We start from the raw sequence: 17384 nt of genomic DNA, 5'->3' as shown, positions 1-17384 counted from the left end.
AGGTTCTGTGGCGCCGGGCTTCCCTGCTTAACATTTTTATTATGAAAGCCGGTCAGTTTTGGGATGGCGGTTAGTCGTCTTTGCCGACCTTGCGCTCGATGGCTTTTAAGCGTTTGCTCATGTCATCGATGTTCATCACCAGCGCTGCAGTTTTGCGCCAGGTTTTGTTGGGTTGCAGCGGAATGCCTGATGAATAGACACCAGGCTCTGTGATAGGACGCATGACCATACCCATACCGGTCACCGTTACTTTGTCACAGATTTCCATATGGCCGTTAATGACGCTGGCACCGCCAATCATACAGTAACGCCCAATTTTCAAACTACCCGCCATGATCACACCGCCTGCAACCGCAGTATTGTCGCCAATAACTACGTTGTGAGCGATCTGGCACTGGTTGTCTATGATAACACCATTGCCGATCAGAGTGTTATCCAGCGCACCGCGATCGATAGTGGTGCAGGCACCTATTTCTACGCGATCGCCGATTATCACCGCGCCTAACTGCGGGATTTTCACCCAGTTACCACGATCGTTGGCATAGCCGAAACCATCAGAACCGATGACGGTACCTGACTGAATCAGGCAATCCTGACCGATTTCAATTTCGTGATAAACAGAGACGTTGGCCCAGAGACGGGTACCGCTGCCGATACGGGTTTTTTTGCCAACAAAACATCCTGCACCAATGACCACGTTATCGCCCAGCTCAACATCCGCTTCGATCACCGCATTGGCGCCAATGGCGACGTTGCTGCCGAGTCGGGCTGAGGGATCGATCACTGCACTGGGGGCAATATTTTGCGCTGGCTGTGGCGTGGTATCGAGTATTTGTGCCATACGCGCATAGGTCAGGTAGGGATCTTTCACCACCAGCGCTGCGGTATTGCACCACTCCAGATCCGCTTCCGTCAGCACCACGGCTGAGGCCTTAATCAGGGCGAGTTGCTCGCGGTAACGGCTGTTTGCAAGAAAAGTGATTTGGCCAGTTGTGGCGGATTGCATAGAAGCAATGCCGGAGATGACGATATCGCCATCTCCGTGCAATTCTGCATCCAACTGCTGGGCTAAATCAGCCAGTCGAATAGATGACATGAATTATTTAACCTGTTTCAGCACGTCAGCAGTGATGTCTTTTGCGTTTGACGCATAAGCCACCGCGTTAGCGTCGATCACGACGTCGTAACCATCGCTGTCAGCGACTTTCTTCACGGCATCCTGAATACGGCTCAGCAGCTTGTTACGCTCTTCCATCTGACGACGGCGATTATCCTGCTCAAAAGACTGGGCTTTTGTAGAGAAAGCTTCACGCTGAGACATGACATCTTTTTCCATACGGCTGCGTTCGCTCGCCTTCATGGTAGAACCGTCACGCTGCAGACGCTGCATTTTGGTTTGCAGATCGCGCTCCTGGCTCTGCAACTCAGTTGCACGGCCTTTGAACTCGTTTTCCAGCTGTTTAGCAACAGTCGCACGTTGCGGTAACTGTTGGAAAATGCTGGACACGTTTACCACTGCAATTTTGTCGGCAGCCTGAACACCAGCGGAAACCGCTAAAGCAAGACCCAGACCTGCGGCACACAACAACTTTTTCACTATAAACTCCTTACCATCAACGTTTGTGTCAGCGACACAGTGTTTGCCCCGGAACAGCAACAGGTGCTGTCCGGCAGCAATACTTCAGCTATGCATCCATGCTCAGAACATTACCAGGTTTTACCAATGTTAAACTGGAACTGCTCTGACTTGTCTCCATCGACTTTCTTCATCGGCTGGGCGTAAGAGAACACCAGCGGGCCGAGCGGTGACATCCACTGTAGCGCAACACCGCTGGATACACGGATATTGTTTGGATCGCTGTAGTCAGGAATGCCCGCCGCACGCGTTTCCGCAGTATTTTCCCAATGGGTATCCCACGCTGTACCGGCATCGACAAACACCGAGGTACGAACCGAGTTAGCATACTTCTCGCTCAGGAACGGCGTTGGCGTAATCAGCTCAAGGCTGGCAATCGCCATGGCGTTACCGCCCACCGCATCGTCAGACTTACAGACGCCATTTGGATCGGCGATTCGGCAGTTCGACGAGTTGTTATTTAAGTAGGCTGCTTTCGGTCCAATGGTGTTGGACTGGAAGCCACGCACGGTGCTTGAACCACCGGCGTAGAAGTTCTCGTAGAACGGCATCTCTTTGCCGTCGAGACCATCGCCATAACCTACGCGACCACGGCCTAACAGCACCCAGGTACGATCCTGGTTAATCGGCACATACTGCTGAGTATCCAGCGTGGCCTTATAGAAGCTGTTATCCGAGCCCGGAATCGTCACCTTACCGTTCAGGTTGGTACGGTTACCGGACGTCGGGAAGAAGCCGCGGTCCAGGGTGTTATAAGTCCAGCCGTAGTTAAAGGTGAAGTCATCTGCTGAGAAATCACCTTCATCATTGAGCTGCTGCGGCTTGCCGACCGAGTCAAGATAACGCCACATCGCCACCTGAGGCTGCATGTTTGACAGGTCATTGTGGACATAGCCCAGACCGACACGCAGGGTGTTGTTTTCGTTAACCGGGAAGCCAAGCGTGCCATCCAGACCATAACTTTTGTTGGTATAGTCAGAAAGGTCTGCGTTATCTGCTTTAAAGTCGTTGTAGAACAGACGACCACCCAGACTGACACCATCAACGGTGAAGTAAGGGTCAGTCAGCGAGAATTCAGCATAGGTCTGGTAATCGTTCTTGGTCCCGCTGATGCCCACGGTATTACCGGTGCCCAGCCAGTTATCCTGCGTGACGCCGACCTGGAAGCTCACACCACTTTCGGTGCCGTAGCCGACGCCGAAGTTAAAGGTACCGGTGTTACGCTCTTTAACCTTGTAGACCACGTCAACCTGGTCCGGCGAACCTGGCACACGCTGAGTATCCACATCAACGGTTTCAAAGTAACCGGTACGGTTCAGACGCTCTTTACCCTGTTCAACCAGATCGCTGCCCAGCCACGCGCCTTCCATCTGACGCATTTCGCGACGTAACACGGAGTCTTTCGACGTGTCATTGCCTTCGAAACGGACGTTACGGACATAATAACGGTTACCCGCATCCACATTGATATGCAGTTTTACGGTTTTGTCGGCGTCGTTGATTTCTGGCTGTGTTGCCACGCGCGGATAGGCATAGCCGTAGCGGCCCAGCAGTTTCTTGATGTCATCTTCCATTTTCGTGACTTTGGCGCCGTTATAAAGCTCGCCTGCCGGAATCTTGGTCAGATGTTCAATTTCTGCTGAATGGCCCGCCATGCTGCCATTGACGATCACGCCAGCGATTTTGTACTGGTCACCTTCGGTGATGTTCACCGTGATGTAGATGCCTTTTTTATCAGGCGTCAGACTGACCTGCGTTGAATCGATGTTAAAGCGTGCATAGCCACGATCCAGATAGAAGCTGCGCAGGGTTTCAAGGTCACCCGCCAGTTTCTGCTTCTGATATTTACGATCGCCGACCACGTTCCACCATGGCACTTCATCGCGCAGCTGGAAGCGGGAAATCAGCTCATCGGAGCTAAAGGCTTTATTACCGACGATGTTGATCTGCTGAATTTTTGCAGAGACACCTTCAGTAAAGACCAGCTTCAGATCCACACGGTTACGCGGCAGTGGCGTGACCACGGCTTTCACGTTGGCGGTATATTTACCTACGCTGTAGTAGAAATCCTCAAGTCCCTTCTCGATAGAGGAGATGGTGGTACGGTCCAGCGCTTCGCCGACACGGACACCTGAGGCTTCCAGATTTTGTTTGAGCTGATCCTCTTTCACCGCTTTGTTACCGGTGAAGGTAATGCTGGCAATGGTAGGACGTTCTTTGACCTGGACAATCAGCGTTGTACCGTCTCGCAGGACCTGAACATCCTCAAAGTTGCCAGTAGCGAACAGCGAGCGAATGGTATTTCTGACATCATCGTCATTCACCGTATCGCCAACCCGTACTGGCATGCTCAGCAGAGCCGCGCCGACGGCGACTCGCTGCAGCCCTTCGAAATGAATATCCTTCACTACGAAATCGTCTGCACCGTAAACGGTGGCGCTGCTAAACAGCAGCGACGCTATGAGCAACTTTTTCATCGCCATCGTTGTTATGCGTTTTCCTAACACATCCCTCGAATGTTCGCGTTCCAGCGGTTACAAACGTGAGAAATCATTGAAAAGTGCAAGCCCCATTAACAGCACCAGTAAAATTGAACCGATGCGATAACTAAAGTCCTGAACTCGCTCGGACACCGGTCCACCCTTGATCTTTTCGATCGCCAGGAAGAGCAAGTGCCCACCATCTAAAACCGGCAGAGGGAACAGGTTGATGATGCCCAGGTTGACGCTAATCAACGCCAGGAACATCAGGTAGTAAATCAACCCATACTCTGCTGACAACCCTGCACCCTGCGCAATCGAAATTGGCCCGCTCAGGTTGTTCAGCTTCACATCACCGGTTATTAACTTGCCCAGCATGGAGACGGTGAGCTTCATCAGTTGCCAGGTTTTTACACTAGCCTCACCGATAGCCGCAAACGCGCCATACTGTCTTACCGTCTTGTACTCTTCTGGCAGAGGAACAATGCGCGGAATGACACCCGCAAATCCCGCTTTACTGCCAGATTTCGCTTCTGGCGTCATCGTCAGCGCAATAGACTCACCGCCGCGATCCACCTCAAGCGCCATGCTTTTGCCGGGGTTATCCCGGACCTGCGTGACAAAAGTCTGCCACTGCGATAATGGCTGACCATCGACTTTAACGATCCTGTCGCCTGCTTGCAAACCGGCTTCACTGGCTGGCGAGTTCGCCTGCACTTCTGCCAGCGTGGTCTCAATCTGCGGACCGCGTGGCTGAATCCCTAACGCGACGACCGGATCCTGCTTATCAGGCTCAAACTGCCAGTTACGCAAATCCAGCTGTTTCTGCTGGGTCGCGTCCTCGCCAAATCGAGCCACCGTTAAGGTGGTGCTGCTGTCGCCGATTTTACCCACCAGCGCCATACGCACAGCATCCCAGTCAGGCGTTTCGATACCGTCAACAGCCTTAAGTTCCATCCCGGGCGTAATTTGAGCTTCCGCAGCCACCGAACCGTTTAAAATTTCACCGATTACCGGGCGCACGCCGGGCACGCCGTGAATAAACACAACCCAGTAGGCAAAGATGGCAAAGATGAAATTAGCGACAGGACCTGCCGCAATGATGGAGGCGCGTTGCCAGACGGCTTTGTTGTTAAAAGCCTGATGACGAAATTCGGCTGGCACGCTTTCAACACGCTCGTCGAGCATTTTAACGTAGCCGCCAAGGGGAATCAGCGCGATGACAAATTCGGTGCCGTGGCGATCACGGCGCTGCCAGAGCGACTTACCAAAACCAATGGAAAAGCGCTCAACTTTGACGCCACAGCGACGAGCGACCCAGAAATGGCCAAACTCATGAACGGTAATTAATACGCCCAGCGCAACGATAAAGGCGACGAAACTCCAGAGTATGCTCAACATCTTTGCCTGTCCTTAAAGGGTGCGAAACACCAGCAGCAATAAACAGGCAAACACCGGCACCGCCGCAGTCAGACTATCAATACGATCAAGAATGCCGCCGTGACCAGGAATCAGATTACCACTGTCTTTGATGCCCGCTTCACGTTTAAACATGCTCTCAGTGAGGTCGCCCAGCACAGAGGCCAGCGTCGCGATAATCGCGCAAATCACCAGCGTACCGGTGGAAACCGTCAGTGGCGCCAGCGTCGCAAACAGCACTGCAATCAGCGCCGAGGTGACCAGACCGCCCAGGAAGCCTTCCCAGGTTTTGCCTGGTGAGACCTTTGGCGCCAGCTTGTGCTTGCCGAACATCTTGCCAAACATATAAGCACCTGAATCCGCTCCCCATACCAGCAGCAACACAAACAGCAACCACCAGGCACCGGCGAAGTGGTCGGTGTCATAGTGATACTGGCGCAGCGCCACCATGCCCCAGAAAAAAGGGACCAGCGTTAACACGCCAAACAGTAAGCGAAGGGGACGCGAATGGCGCCAGAAGGCCGCAGAAGCGGGATAGGAGAGCACCAGCAGCAGTGCAACGACCCACCACACCAGCGACGCCCAAAGCGATGTCGCGATCTGTGGCAGATGCACCGTGTGTTGATAAGGTGGCAGCGTAAACTGCATCAGCGCCAGCAGCAGACCACAAAGTACAGCCAGCCAGACGCGCTGTTGCCGTGATGCCATCCCTGCAAACTGACCCCATTCCCAGGCTGCCAGCATGCAGATAACGATGGTTGTCAGGGCGAAGCCAACAGGCGGTAACCAGAACAGTGCAGCTATTACCAGCGGAATTAATATCAACGCGGTAATCAGACGAGACTTCAGCAAAGGTTACCCCCAGATTGCTCAGGCGCCGCCTGGTGCAGCGCCGCCAAAACGACGCTCCCGCAGAGAGAATGCATTCAGTGCACCTTCAAAAACGTGTTCATCGAAATCCGGCCAGAGCACATCGGTAAAATAGAATTCAGCATAGGCAATCTGCCACAGCAGGAAGTTGCTAATCCGATGCTCTCCCCCGGTCCTTATCACTAAATCCACTGGCGCCAGCTCCTGCATACAGAGCTGCGACGTCAGGCTCTCTTCGGTAATCTGGTCAGGTCGCAGTAATCCTTCCTGAACCTGTTCAGCCAGTTTTTTCACGCCTTCGATAATATCCCAACGGCCGCCATAGTTGGCAGCAATGTTGAGCGTCAGGCCACTATTATTTGCGGTCAGCGTCTCAGAACGGCGAATACGTTCCTGAATACGCGGGCTGAAACGGCTGGTATCGCCAATGACGCGTAAGCGAACATTGTGTTTGTGCAGGCTCTTCACTTCACTATCAAGCGCCCAGACAAAGAGTTCCATTAACGCGGTGACTTCCTGCGGCGGACGACTCCAGTTTTCACTGCTGAAGGCGTAAAGCGTCAGGGCTTCAAGATTGTTACTGACCGCAAAGCTGACGGCACGGCGTACCGATTTAACGCCAGCTTTGTGGCCTGAAATGCGCAATTTTCCCTGATTTTTGGCCCAGCGGCCATTGCCATCCATGATGATAGCGACGTGGCGCGGACCGTTTCCCTGCTGGTCATCAGTGTTGTTGTGATTGTTAGACGACATAACGCTTAACCAATTCCTTTCATCAGAAATGCTGTGGTTTCTGAATACATTGCGCCCGATTCAAATCCCGACACACTCTCAGTGCCGGGCCACACCGAATTCGGTGACAGACCGTGAAACGCGAGCCAGCGACTATATCATTTTCACCTGAAGCGAACAAATGGCCTCATAACGATCGGCATCACGACGTGAAACGCGGCAACATTTCTGTCGCCAGCGCGCGCGCAGTGCGATCGATTTCAAGGACAGCGTCCACCGAATCCGGCTCCGGACACACTTGTGCCGCCATCACCTCACTATTAAGCGCGGCAATGTCGGTGAAGCGGATCTGGTGATTCAGGAAAGCCGCGACGGCAACCTCGTTGGCTGCATTCAGCGTGGTGGTCGCCGCCTGCCCTGCATCACAGGCATCAATGGCCAGTTTCAGACAGGGGTAGCGACTAAAATCAGGTTCTGCAAAGGAGAGCGCCGACATGCGGGTAAAATCCAGCGGCGTCACGCCTGCATTGATGCGCGAAGGCCAGGCCATGCTGTGGGCAATCGGCGTACGCATATCAGGAGAACCTAATTGAGCCAGCACGCTGCCATCGCAGTATCGCACCATGGAGTGAATCACCGACTGTGGGTGGAGTATCACTTCCATCTGCGCTGCGCTGGCATTAAACAACCAACGGGCTTCAATGTACTCAAGACCTTTATTCATCATGGTGGCCGAATCGACAGAGATTTTTCTCCCCATCGACCAGTTCGGATGTGCACAGGCCTGATCTGGCGACATGGCGCTGAGATCCGCTAAATCTGTGTCACGAAAAGGACCACCCGATCCCGTAAGGATAATCGACTCAATGCCATTATCCCGCAGGTCAGCGTAACCTAACTGATGCTGGATGGTAGCCGGTAAACTCTGAAAAATGGCGTTATGCTCGCTGTCGACCGGTAGTAACTGTGCGTTATGATGACGCACGGCCTCCATAAACAAACGGCCGCAGGTGACAAGCGATTCTTTGTTGGCCAGCAGCACCGTTTTTCCGGCGCGAATGGCCGCCAGCGTCGGCAGCAAACCCGATGCGCCAACGATCGCCGCCATCACCTGATCCACCTCATCCAGCGCGGCCAGCTCACAGGCTGCCTGAACGCCGGAGAGCACTTCAGTATTGACCCTGATTGCTCTCAGTCGCTCACGCAACGCAGCGGCGGATGCCTCGTCTGCCATGCAGGCGTAGCGCGGTGTAAAGGCCGCACACTGCTCGGCCATCAGCGCCACGTTATGGCCGGCAACCAGCGCCGTAATCTGATAAAGCGCCGGGTTGGCGCGCACCACCGCCAGCGTACTGGTGCCGATAGAGCCGGTGGATCCCAGCAGAGTTAATCGCTTCATGAAGCTATCCGTGTGAAGTCAGCGTGCCCACAGGCACAATGTAAAACGCCGCCAGATGTCGCATTCATACGAATACCTCTCTGTACGGCGTTTTGTCCGGCAGTGATGGGATTAGAAATCCATCAGCTCCGTCTCTTTTTCTGACAGTGCAGCATCAACTTTCTTGATGTACGCATCGGTCATTTTTTGCACTTCATCCTGCGCACGACGTTCGTCGTCTTCGCTGATCTCTTTATCTTTCAGCAGAGCTTTGATTTTATCGTTGGCATCGCGACGGACGTTACGTACCGACACACGGCCCTGCTCGGCTTCGCCGCGCACGATTTTAATCAGATCTTTACGACGCTCTTCTGTCAGCGCAGGCAGCGGAACACGGATGTCGGTACCGGCTGAACTTGGGTTCAGACCGAGATCGGACTTCATGATCGCTTTTTCGACTGCCGGACTCAGTGAACGATCAAACACGTTGATTTTCAGCGTGCGTGAATCTTCCACAGTGACAGAAGCCAGCTGACGCAGTGGCGTCGGCGTGCCGTAATATTCGACGACGATGCCGTCGAGCAGCGAAGGTGAAGCACGACCGGTGCGCACTTTGCTGATGGTGGTTTTGAATGCTTCAACGCATTTTTCCATGCGCGTGTCAGCATCTTTTTTGATGTCGTTAATCACGTTGAAACCCTTGGATTCGGTTTGACCTGGCCAGTTCCGGCGTAACCGGAAGCGGGATCGATAATCATCGATAATCCTGACTGGTGCGCGATGCATTATCATCGCGCTGACAGAATATACCTTATTTTATCTCGCCTCGGGTATTAATGCGTAATCAGGGTGCCTTCTTTTTCACCCATCACTACGCGACGCAGTGCGCCAGGCTTATTCATGTTGAAAACACGGATAGGTAATTTGTGGTCACGCGCCAGGGTAAAGGCCGCAAGATCCATCACTTTCAGCTCCTGATCCAGCACTTCAGCATAGGTCAGTTGCTCATACAGCGTTGCGTCCGGGCTTTTCACCGGATCCGCAGAGTAGACGCCGTCCACTTTGGTCGCTTTCAGCACGACGTCCGCTTCAATCTCAATGCCGCGCAGACACGCTGCAGAGTCAGTGGTGAAGAACGGGTTACCGGTACCGGCGGAGAAGATCACCACGCGGTTGTTACGCAGCAGGCTGATTGCTTCTGCCCAGCTGTAGTTGTCACAGACGCCATTCAGTGGAATCGCTGACATCAGGCGTGCATTCACATAGGCGCGGTGCAGTGCATCACGCATCGCCAGGCCGTTCATCACGGTTGCCAGCATACCCATGTGGTCACCCACAACGCGGTTCATGCCGGCCTGCTGCAGGCTCGCTCCACGGAACAGGTTCCCTCCGCCAATCACCACGCCAACCTGGATGCCCAGTTCAACCAGCTCTTTTACCTCTTGTGCCATGCGGTCAAGCACACTCGCGTCGATACCAAAACCTTCAGCGCCTTGCAGGGCTTCGCCGCTGAGTTTAAGCAGGATACGTTGATAAACAGGTTTTGCGTTGGTCGCCATGGTCAGTTCTTCCTGGAAGATTGGGTGTAAAGGAGAAGTAAATTCTGATCGATCATCCGCTTACCGCAATGAAATTGCTATTGGGATGAAACTGAAAACGTATCTGTTGCGATTCACAGACAAAAAAGAACCGCCATCTGGCGGTTCTTTCAAAGCATTAAGACTGTTTGGACATTGCTGCAACTTCTGCAGCGAAGTCAGACTCAACTTTCTCGATGCCTTCACCAACTTCGAAGCGGATGAAGTTGATAACGTCAGCGCCCTGCTCTTTCAGAGCCTGGCCAACGGTTTTGCTTGGGTCGATAACGAAAGCCTGACCAGTCAGAGAGACTTCGCCGGTGAATTTCTTCATACGGCCTTCAACCATCTTCTCTGCGATCTCTTTTGGCTTGCCAGACTGCATCGCGATGTCCAGCTGAACCTGGTACTCTTTATCAACTACGTCAGCAGAAACGTCTTCTGGCTTAACGAACTCAGGCTTGCTTGCCGCAACGTGCATCGCGATCTGTTTGATCAGATCTTCGTTAGCGCCTTTGGTTGAAACCAGAACGCCGATACGTGCGCCGTGCAGGTAGCTGCCCAGCTCTGCGCCTTCCAGGATAGCAACGCGACGGATGTTGATGTTCTCACCGATTTTAGCAACCAGTGCAACGCGCTCTTCTTCGAACTGCGCTTTCAGAACTTCAACGTCGGTAACGCGATCAGCTGCAGCCACATCCAGAACTTTGTCTGCGAACGCCTGGAAACCGCCATCTTTTGCAACGAAGTCAGTCTGGCAGTTTACTTCCAGAATCACGCCGTAGTCGCCAACGATCTTGGTTTTGATTACGCCATCAGCAGCAACGTTGCCTGCTTTTTTCGCTGCTTTGATTGCGCCAGACTTACGCATGTTCTCAATCGCCAGCTCAATGTCGCCATTCGCTTCAGTCAGCGCTTTTTTGCAATCCATCATGCCAGCGCCAGTACGCTCACGCAGTTCTTTTACCAATGCAGCGGTAATGTCAGCCATTCCAGAATCCTCGGTTCGTGCCTGTGTACGTTTGCACCAGCAGACACTTATTTGCGGAAAATTTACTCTGTCCCGCCGTCCGGTTGGGGGCGTAACAGACTTAGATAAAATAAAGGGGCCAGTATAGGCCCCTTACAGATCACATCTGAATGCTAAGGGCTCTTATGCAGAGCAAACCTTATTAAGCGTTTTCTAAAGACGCTTCTTCAGCTTGCTCAGCCAGGTCCTGAGAGCGGCCTTCGCGAACGGTGGTCGCAACGGCAGTCAGGTACAGGTTTACAGCACGGATCGCATCGTCGTTACCTGGGATAACGAAATCAACGCCATCTGGATCTGAGTTGGTATCAACGATAGCAAATACCGGGATACCCAGGTTGTTTGCTTCTTTGATTGCGATGTGTTCGTGGTCAGCATCGACAACAAACAGCGCGTCTGGCAGACCGCCCATATCTTTGATACCGCCCAGGCTGTTTTCCAGCTTGGCCAGCTCACGCGCACGCATCAGAGCTTCTTTTTTGGTCAGTTTGTCGAAAGTACCATCCTGAGACTGAATCTCCAGATCTTTCAGACGCTTGATTGACTGACGCACGGTTTTCCAGTTAGTCAGCATGCCACCCAACCAGCGGTGGTTTACGAAGAACTGGTCGCAGCTCAGTGCAGACTCTTTTACCGCCTGAGCAGCAGCACGCTTAGTACCTACGATCAGGATCTTACCTTTACGGGAAGAGATCTTGTTCAGTTCAGCCAGAGCTTCGTTGAACATAGGTACAGTTTTTTCCAGGTTGATGATGTGAACCTTGTTACGAGCACCAAAGATGAATGGCTTCATTTTTGGGTTCCAGTAACGGGTCTGGTGACCGAAGTGAACACCAGCCTGGAGCATGTCGCGCATGGAAACAGTTGCCATGATAAAACCTCTAAAGTTTGATTGGGGTTGGGCCTCCATGTATCCCATACGACCGACCTCTTTCAAGGCACCCCGGCGTATGTGTCGATACATGTGTGTTTTATTACACATAATGAGAGTTATGCGTTTCCTGCTGACCGAAACGGCCATACAGAGAATCGTCGGCGCGCTTTATACCACAACCAGCCCAGGGACGCCAATAAATGATCGCTGACGGAGGTCAGCGCGTTCTCTATTTGGCAGCCCATTTGCTGGCTGCTAACATGACAGCACAGAACTTATTATTGTCGAAAATTTCGACAACTGCGGATTAATTTAATGGCAATTTCAATTAAAACCCCTGAAGAAATCGAAAAAATGCGCGTCGCGGGCCGACTGGCCGCCGAAGTGCTGGAGATGATCGAGCCTTACGTAAAACCGGGTGTGACCACCGGTGAACTGGACCGCATCTGCCACGATCACATTACTCAAAAGCAACAGGCTGTATCCGCCTGCCTCGGCTATCACGGCTTTCCGAAGTCAGTCTGCATCTCGGTGAATGAAGTGGTGTGCCACGGGATCCCCAGCGATGATCGTCCGTTAAAAGATGGCGATGTAGTGAATATCGATGTCACCGTAATTAAAGATGAATACCACGGCGATACCTCAAAGATGTTTATCGTCGGTAAGCCGACCATTCAGGGCGAACGCCTGTGCCGTGTCACGCAGGAGAGCCTCTATCTCTCACTGCGTCTGATCAAGCCCGGCATCCGCCTGCGCGAACTGGGCCGCGCCATCCAGAAATATGTTGAAGCCAACGACTTCTCTGTGGTGCGCGAATATTGCGGCCACGGTATCGGCAAGGGTTTCCATGAAGAGCCTCAGGTGCTGCATTACGATGCCGATGATGGCGGCGTGGTACTCCAGGCGGGTATGACCTTTACGGTAGAACCGATGGTCAACGCCGGGGATTACCGCATCCGCACCATGAAAGATGGCTGGACGGTAAAAACCAAAGATCGCAGCTTGTCCGCGCAGTATGAGCATACTATTGTGGTGACGGAGAACGGCTGTGAGATTTTAACCCTGCGCAAAGACGACACGCTGCCCGCTGTGCTCGTCGCCGAAGGGTAATTCCCCCATTACAGATCAAGCCGGCGCTGAGCCGGCTTTTTTTTGGCTAAAAAAGAGAAGAGCTGCATGAGCGTGAGTCTGTCAGAAGATGTGAAAAACGGTCTGGTCGATTCGCCAGCCGAATGGGGTGACGACCAGCTGACGCGTGACATTCTGAAGCCGCGGCTGGAGCAGTTTCAGCAACATCTGGCCGCCGCTTTTGATGCCGGTGAACCCGTTGAGCCGCTGATTGATGCCCGCACGCTGTTTATCGATCGGCTGCTGCGTCGCCTGTGGCGCTTTTTTGGCTTTGATGAGATGCCGGCTATCGCGCTGGTCGCCGTTGGCGGCTATGGCCGTGCCGAGCTGCATCCACTCTCTGATATTGACGTCCTGATCCTGAGCCGCCAGCCGCTGAATGAACAGGCTGCGCAGCGCACCAGCGACCTGTTAACGCTGATGTGGGACCTTAAGCTGGAAGTGGGTCACAGCGTCCGCACGCTGGAAGAGTGCCTGCTGGAGGGGTTATCTGACCTGACCGTTGCCACCAATCTGATTGAGTCACGCATGCTGACCGGCGATGTGGCGCTGTTTCTGGAATTACAGAAAAACATCTTCAGCGATGGTTTCTGGCCCTCATCCTGCTTTTTCGCCGCCAAAATTGAAGAGCAGCAGGAGCGCCACAAGCGTTATCACGGCACCAGCTATAACCTCGAACCGGACATTAAAAGCAGCCCAGGTGGCCTGCGGGACATTCATACGCTGCAGTGGGTCGCCCGACGCCATTTTGGCGCCACCACGCTGGATGAGATGGTCGGCTTTGGTTTCCTCACCGACGCGGAGCGCAGCGAACTCAACGAATGTCAGGCATTTCTCTGGCGCATCCGCTTTGCCCTGCATCTCTCCCTGCCCCGTTACGATAATCGCCTGCTGTTTGATCGCCAGCTCAGCGTGGCACAACGCCTGAATTATCAGGGCGAGGGCAATGAGCCGGTCGAGCGGATGATGAAAGATTTCTATCGGGTCACGCGGCGTATCGGCGAACTGAATCAGATGCTGCTGCAGCTGTTTGATGAGGCGATTCTGGCGCTCTCCACCAGCGAAAAGCCCAGGCCTATTGATGACGATTTCCAGCTGCGTGGCGATTTGATCGACCTGCGCGACGAAACGCTGTTCCGGCGAGAGCCGCAGGCGATTCTGCGCATGTTCTACGTCATGGTGCGTAACGACAGCATCAAAGGGATCTACTCCACCACTCTGCGTCACCTGCGCCATGCGCGTCGTCATCTTAAACAGCCGCTGTGTCAGATCCCGGAAGCGCGCCGCACCTTTATGTCGATTCTGCGACATCCCGGCGCGGTCAGCCGGGCGCTGGTGCCGATGCATCGCTACAGCGTGTTGTGGGCTTATACGCCGCTGTGGGGCCATATCGTCGGACAGATGCAGTTCGATCTGTTTCACGCCTACACCGTGGATGAGCACACCATTCGGGTGTTGCAGAAGCTGGAAAGTTTTGCCAATGAAAGCACTCGTCCGCAGCATCCACTGTGCGTCGAGTTATGGCCGCGCCTGCCGCAGCAGGAGCTGTTGCTGATGGCCGCGCTGCTGCATGACATCGCCAAAGGGCGCGGCGGCGATCACTCTATTCTCGGCGCGCAGGATGCGCTCGACTTTGCTGAAATGCACGGCCTCAACTCACGTGAAACCCAGCTGGTGGCCTGGCTGGTGCGTCATCATCTGCTGATGTCGGTGACAGCACAGCGGCGCGATATTCAGGACCCGACGGTGATACAGCAGTTCGCCGAGGTGATGCAGAATGAGAACCGGCTGCGCTATCTGGTTTGCCTGACCGTAGCCGATATCTGCGCCACCAATGAAAGTCTGTGGAACAGCTGGAAGCAGAGCCTGTTACGCGAGCTCTTTTTCGCCACCGAGAAGCAGTTGCGACGCGGCATGGAAAACAGTCCGGATCTGCGTGAGCGGGTGCGTCATCATCGCCTGCAGGCGCTGGCGCTGCTGCGGATGGACAACATCGATGAAGAGCGTCTGCACCAGATCTGGAATCGCTGCCGCGCTGACTACTTCCTGCGCCATACGCCGAATCAGATCGCCTGGCATGCCCGTCACCTGCTGGTTCACGACCTGAAAAAACCGCTGGTGCTGGTCAGTCCGCAGGCCACGCGCGGCGGGACCGAAATCTTTATCTGGAGTCCCGATCGCCCGCACCTGTTTGCCGCCGTGGCAGGTGAACTCGATCGCCGTAATCTCAGCGTGCACGATGCGCAAATCTTTACCAGCCGCGACGGCATGGCGATGGATACCTTTATTGTGCTGGAGCCGGATGGCAGCCCGCTCTCTCCGGATCGCCATCCGATGATCATTCAGGCGCTGGAGCAGGCGATAACCCAGTCAGAGTGGGCGCCGCCGCGTACCCGCCGTCCGTCGGCCAAACTCAGGCATTTCAGCGTCGATACCGAGGTCAATTTCCTGCCGACGCATACCGATCGTCGCAGCTATCTGGAACTGGTGGCGCTGGATCAGCCAGGCCTGCTGGCGCGGGTTGGTGAAGTCTTTGCCGATCTCGGGGTTTCACTGCATGGCGCACGCATCAGCACCATCGGCGAGCGGGTCGAAGATTTGTTTATTCTGGCCAACAGTGAACGTCAGGCACTGGACGAAGAAATGCGAAAAGCGTTGCGACAACGGTTGACAGAGGCCCTTAATCCAAACGATAAAGTGTGACCAGACTCGATTTGTAAACATTAATCTCTTTACTTGTGTCGGGATATTGCCCGGCATCGCACATGACAGATCAGGAAAAAAATATGCAACAGTTACAGAGCGTTATTGAATCCGCCTTCGAACGTCGCGCTGACATCACACCCGCCAGCGTCGACAGCGAAACCCGTGATGCCATCAACCAGGTGATCGCCCTGCTGGACAGCGGTGCACTGCGCGTTTCTGAGAAGATCGACGGCGAGTGGGTAACGCATCAGTGGCTGAAGAAAGCCGTACTGCTCTCTTTCCGCATCAATGACAATCAGGTGATGGAAGGTGCAGAAACCCGCTTTTACGACAAAGTGCCGATGAAGTTTGCAGGCTGGGATGAAGCGCGTTTCAAAGAAGCCGGTTTCCGCGTCGTGCCGCCTGCGGCTGTGCGTCAGGGTGCCTATATCGCCCGCAACACGGTGCTGATGCCTTCTTACGTCAACATTGGCGCCTTTGTGGATGAAGGCACCATGGTGGACACCTGGGCGACCGTTGGCTCCTGTGCACAGATTGGTAAAAACGTTCACCTTTCTGGCGGCGTGGGTATCGGTGGCGTGCTGGAGCCGCTGCAGGCGAACCCGACCATCATCGAAGATAACTGCTTCATTGGCGCGCGCTCTGAAATCGTTGAAGGCGTGATTGTTGAAGAAGGTTCCGTGATCTCAATGGGCGTTTACATCGGTCAGAGCACCAAAATCTATGACCGCGAGACCGGCGAAGTGCATTACGGCCGTGTTCCTGCGGGATCCGTGGTGGTCTCAGGTAACCTGCCCTCTAAAGATGGCAGCTACAGCCTCTACTGTGCCGTAATCGTGAAGAAAGTGGATGCGAAAACGCTGGGCAAAACCGGCATCAACGAACTGCTGCGCACCATCGACTGATTTAAGTGACGGGCTGGTTTCCAGCCCGTCATCTTTTCTTTACAGTGATTCCCAAATAACATGCTTCGCGTCGCGAATTAACTGGTGCGTTTAGTTTTTATCCAGGTCATAATCCGCGCCAGTTAAATCCTGTCGCGCAATGTTCATCCCGCTTATTTATGTCTACAGTTGACGGACGTCATGAACAAGTCTGCGCGCTTCTCACTTTTGATGGAAACAACGCTATGTATGACAATCTGAAAAGCTTAGGTATCAGTAACCCGGACGACATTGACCGCTATAGCCTGCGTCAGGAAGCCAATAACGACATTCTGAAAATCTACTTCCGCAAAGATAAAGGTGAGTTTTTCGCGAAGAGCGTCAAATTTAAATATCCGCGCCAGCGCAAAACGGTTGTTGCCGATCACGCGACCCAGGGCTACAAAGAAGTTCAGGAAATCAGCCCGAATCTGCGTTATGTCATCGATGAACTGGACCAGATTTGCCAGCGCGATCAGGTTGAAGTGGATCTGAAACGCAAAATTCTGGATGACCTGCGTCACCTGGAAAGCGTGGTTTCTCACAAGATCACTGAAATTGAATCGGATCTGGAAAAATTAACCCGTAACGGTCGTTAATTCCCTGCCCGACCAGAGAGGCCAGCATTGCTGGC

The 17384-nt window shown here is 53.7% G+C and carries 15 protein-coding genes; 4 read left to right on the top strand and 11 right to left on the bottom strand.

What is annotated here, in order from left to right:
- Nucleotides 1-70: 70 nt before the first annotated feature.
- From lpxD to rpsB, 11 genes are all read right to left on the bottom strand, one after another.
- On the bottom strand, nt 71-1096 hold the full coding sequence (gene lpxD / locus ACVKSX_RS22200) for a UDP-3-O-(3-hydroxymyristoyl)glucosamine N-acyltransferase (RefSeq protein ID WP_010254128.1): 1026 nt from the start codon (nt 1094-1096) through the stop codon (nt 71-73).
- 3 nt (nt 1097-1099) lie between these two features.
- Complete coding sequence (skp, locus tag ACVKSX_RS22195) at nt 1100-1597, bottom strand: molecular chaperone Skp (protein ID WP_010254125.1); 498 nt, start codon at nt 1595-1597, stop codon at nt 1100-1102.
- A gap of 110 nt (nt 1598-1707) precedes the next feature.
- The gene (bamA, locus tag ACVKSX_RS22190; protein WP_010254119.1) at nt 1708-4119 is read right to left on the bottom strand and encodes an outer membrane protein assembly factor BamA; all 2412 of its coding nucleotides are present in this window, start codon (nt 4117-4119) and stop codon (nt 1708-1710) included.
- Between the two features lie 51 nt (nt 4120-4170).
- The gene (gene rseP / locus ACVKSX_RS22185; protein ID WP_010671861.1) at nt 4171-5517 is read right to left on the bottom strand and encodes a sigma E protease regulator RseP; all 1347 of its coding nucleotides are present in this window, start codon (nt 5515-5517) and stop codon (nt 4171-4173) included.
- Between the two features lie 12 nt (nt 5518-5529).
- A complete protein-coding gene (cdsA, locus tag ACVKSX_RS22180; protein WP_010254111.1) occupies nt 5530-6387 on the bottom strand; it encodes a phosphatidate cytidylyltransferase in 858 nt (285 codons plus the stop codon).
- 18 nt (nt 6388-6405) lie between these two features.
- Nucleotides 6406-7158: a (2E,6E)-farnesyl-diphosphate-specific ditrans,polycis-undecaprenyl-diphosphate synthase gene (gene ispU, locus ACVKSX_RS22175; RefSeq protein WP_010254107.1), complete on the bottom strand. Its 753-nt coding sequence runs from the start codon at nt 7156-7158 to the stop codon at nt 6406-6408.
- 181 nt (nt 7159-7339) lie between these two features.
- On the bottom strand, nt 7340-8536 hold the full coding sequence (gene ispC, locus ACVKSX_RS22170) for a 1-deoxy-D-xylulose-5-phosphate reductoisomerase (RefSeq protein WP_022625453.1): 1197 nt from the start codon (nt 8534-8536) through the stop codon (nt 7340-7342).
- 111 nt (nt 8537-8647) lie between these two features.
- Nucleotides 8648-9205, bottom strand: coding sequence for a ribosome recycling factor (gene frr, locus ACVKSX_RS22165; protein ID WP_010254103.1), 558 nt, complete (start codon nt 9203-9205; stop codon nt 8648-8650).
- 143 nt (nt 9206-9348) lie between these two features.
- Complete coding sequence (gene pyrH / locus ACVKSX_RS22160; protein WP_010254099.1) at nt 9349-10074, bottom strand: UMP kinase; 726 nt, start codon at nt 10072-10074, stop codon at nt 9349-9351.
- Between the two features lie 157 nt (nt 10075-10231).
- Nucleotides 10232-11083, bottom strand: coding sequence for a translation elongation factor Ts (gene tsf, locus ACVKSX_RS22155; RefSeq protein ID WP_010254097.1), 852 nt, complete (start codon nt 11081-11083; stop codon nt 10232-10234).
- A gap of 181 nt (nt 11084-11264) precedes the next feature.
- Nucleotides 11265-11990 (bottom strand): 30S ribosomal protein S2, encoded by a 726-nt coding sequence (gene rpsB, locus ACVKSX_RS22150; RefSeq protein ID WP_008925636.1) that lies wholly within the window; start codon nt 11988-11990, stop codon nt 11265-11267.
- Nucleotides 11991-12308: 318 nt separating this feature from the next.
- Between rpsB and map the strand changes: the two genes are divergently transcribed.
- From map to ACVKSX_RS22130, 4 genes are all read left to right on the top strand, one after another.
- Entirely contained in the window at nt 12309-13103 is a 795-nt protein-coding gene (gene map / locus ACVKSX_RS22145) for a type I methionyl aminopeptidase (RefSeq protein ID WP_010254092.1), read from the top strand.
- Nucleotides 13104-13169: 66 nt separating this feature from the next.
- The gene (gene glnD, locus ACVKSX_RS22140; protein WP_010671860.1) at nt 13170-15824 is read left to right on the top strand and encodes a bifunctional uridylyltransferase/uridylyl-removing protein GlnD; all 2655 of its coding nucleotides are present in this window, start codon (nt 13170-13172) and stop codon (nt 15822-15824) included.
- An 83-nt stretch (nt 15825-15907) separates the two neighbouring features.
- The gene (dapD, locus tag ACVKSX_RS22135) at nt 15908-16732 is read left to right on the top strand and encodes a 2,3,4,5-tetrahydropyridine-2,6-dicarboxylate N-succinyltransferase (RefSeq protein ID WP_010671859.1); all 825 of its coding nucleotides are present in this window, start codon (nt 15908-15910) and stop codon (nt 16730-16732) included.
- A 224-nt stretch (nt 16733-16956) separates the two neighbouring features.
- Entirely contained in the window at nt 16957-17349 is a 393-nt protein-coding gene (locus tag ACVKSX_RS22130) for a DUF3461 family protein (protein ID WP_010254085.1), read from the top strand.
- The last annotated feature ends 35 nt before the right edge of the window (nt 17350-17384 follow it).

The sequence above is a fragment of the Pantoea sp. PvP021 genome, assembly GCF_054056055.1.
The sequence above is the reverse complement of the archived record's forward strand: the minus strand, read 5'-3'. Positions and strand labels throughout refer to the sequence as shown.

Excerpts from the sequence above, each read along its gene's own strand:
- lpxD (WP_010254128.1), bottom strand. The coding sequence starts at position 1,096 with ATGTCATCTATTCGACTGGCTGATTTAGCCCAGCAGTTGGATGCAGAA.
- bamA (WP_010254119.1), bottom strand. The coding sequence starts at position 4,119 with ATGGCGATGAAAAAGTTGCTCATAGCGTCGCTGCTGTTTAGCAGCGCC.
- rseP (WP_010671861.1), bottom strand. The coding sequence starts at position 5,517 with ATGTTGAGCATACTCTGGAGTTTCGTCGCCTTTATCGTTGCGCTGGGC.
- ispU (WP_010254107.1), bottom strand. The coding sequence starts at position 7,158 with ATGTCGTCTAACAATCACAACAACACTGATGACCAGCAGGGAAACGGT.
- ispC (WP_022625453.1), bottom strand. The coding sequence starts at position 8,536 with ATGAAGCGATTAACTCTGCTGGGATCCACCGGCTCTATCGGCACCAGT.
- pyrH (WP_010254099.1), bottom strand. The coding sequence starts at position 10,074 with ATGGCGACCAACGCAAAACCTGTTTATCAACGTATCCTGCTTAAACTC.
- tsf (WP_010254097.1), bottom strand. The coding sequence starts at position 11,083 with ATGGCTGACATTACCGCTGCATTGGTAAAAGAACTGCGTGAGCGTACT.
- rpsB (WP_008925636.1), bottom strand. The coding sequence starts at position 11,990 with ATGGCAACTGTTTCCATGCGCGACATGCTCCAGGCTGGTGTTCACTTC.
- map (WP_010254092.1), top strand. The coding sequence starts at position 12,309 with ATGGCAATTTCAATTAAAACCCCTGAAGAAATCGAAAAAATGCGCGTC.
- glnD (WP_010671860.1), top strand. The coding sequence starts at position 13,170 with ATGAGCGTGAGTCTGTCAGAAGATGTGAAAAACGGTCTGGTCGATTCG.
- dapD (WP_010671859.1), top strand. The coding sequence starts at position 15,908 with ATGCAACAGTTACAGAGCGTTATTGAATCCGCCTTCGAACGTCGCGCT.
- ACVKSX_RS22130 (WP_010254085.1), top strand. The coding sequence starts at position 16,957 with ATGTATGACAATCTGAAAAGCTTAGGTATCAGTAACCCGGACGACATT.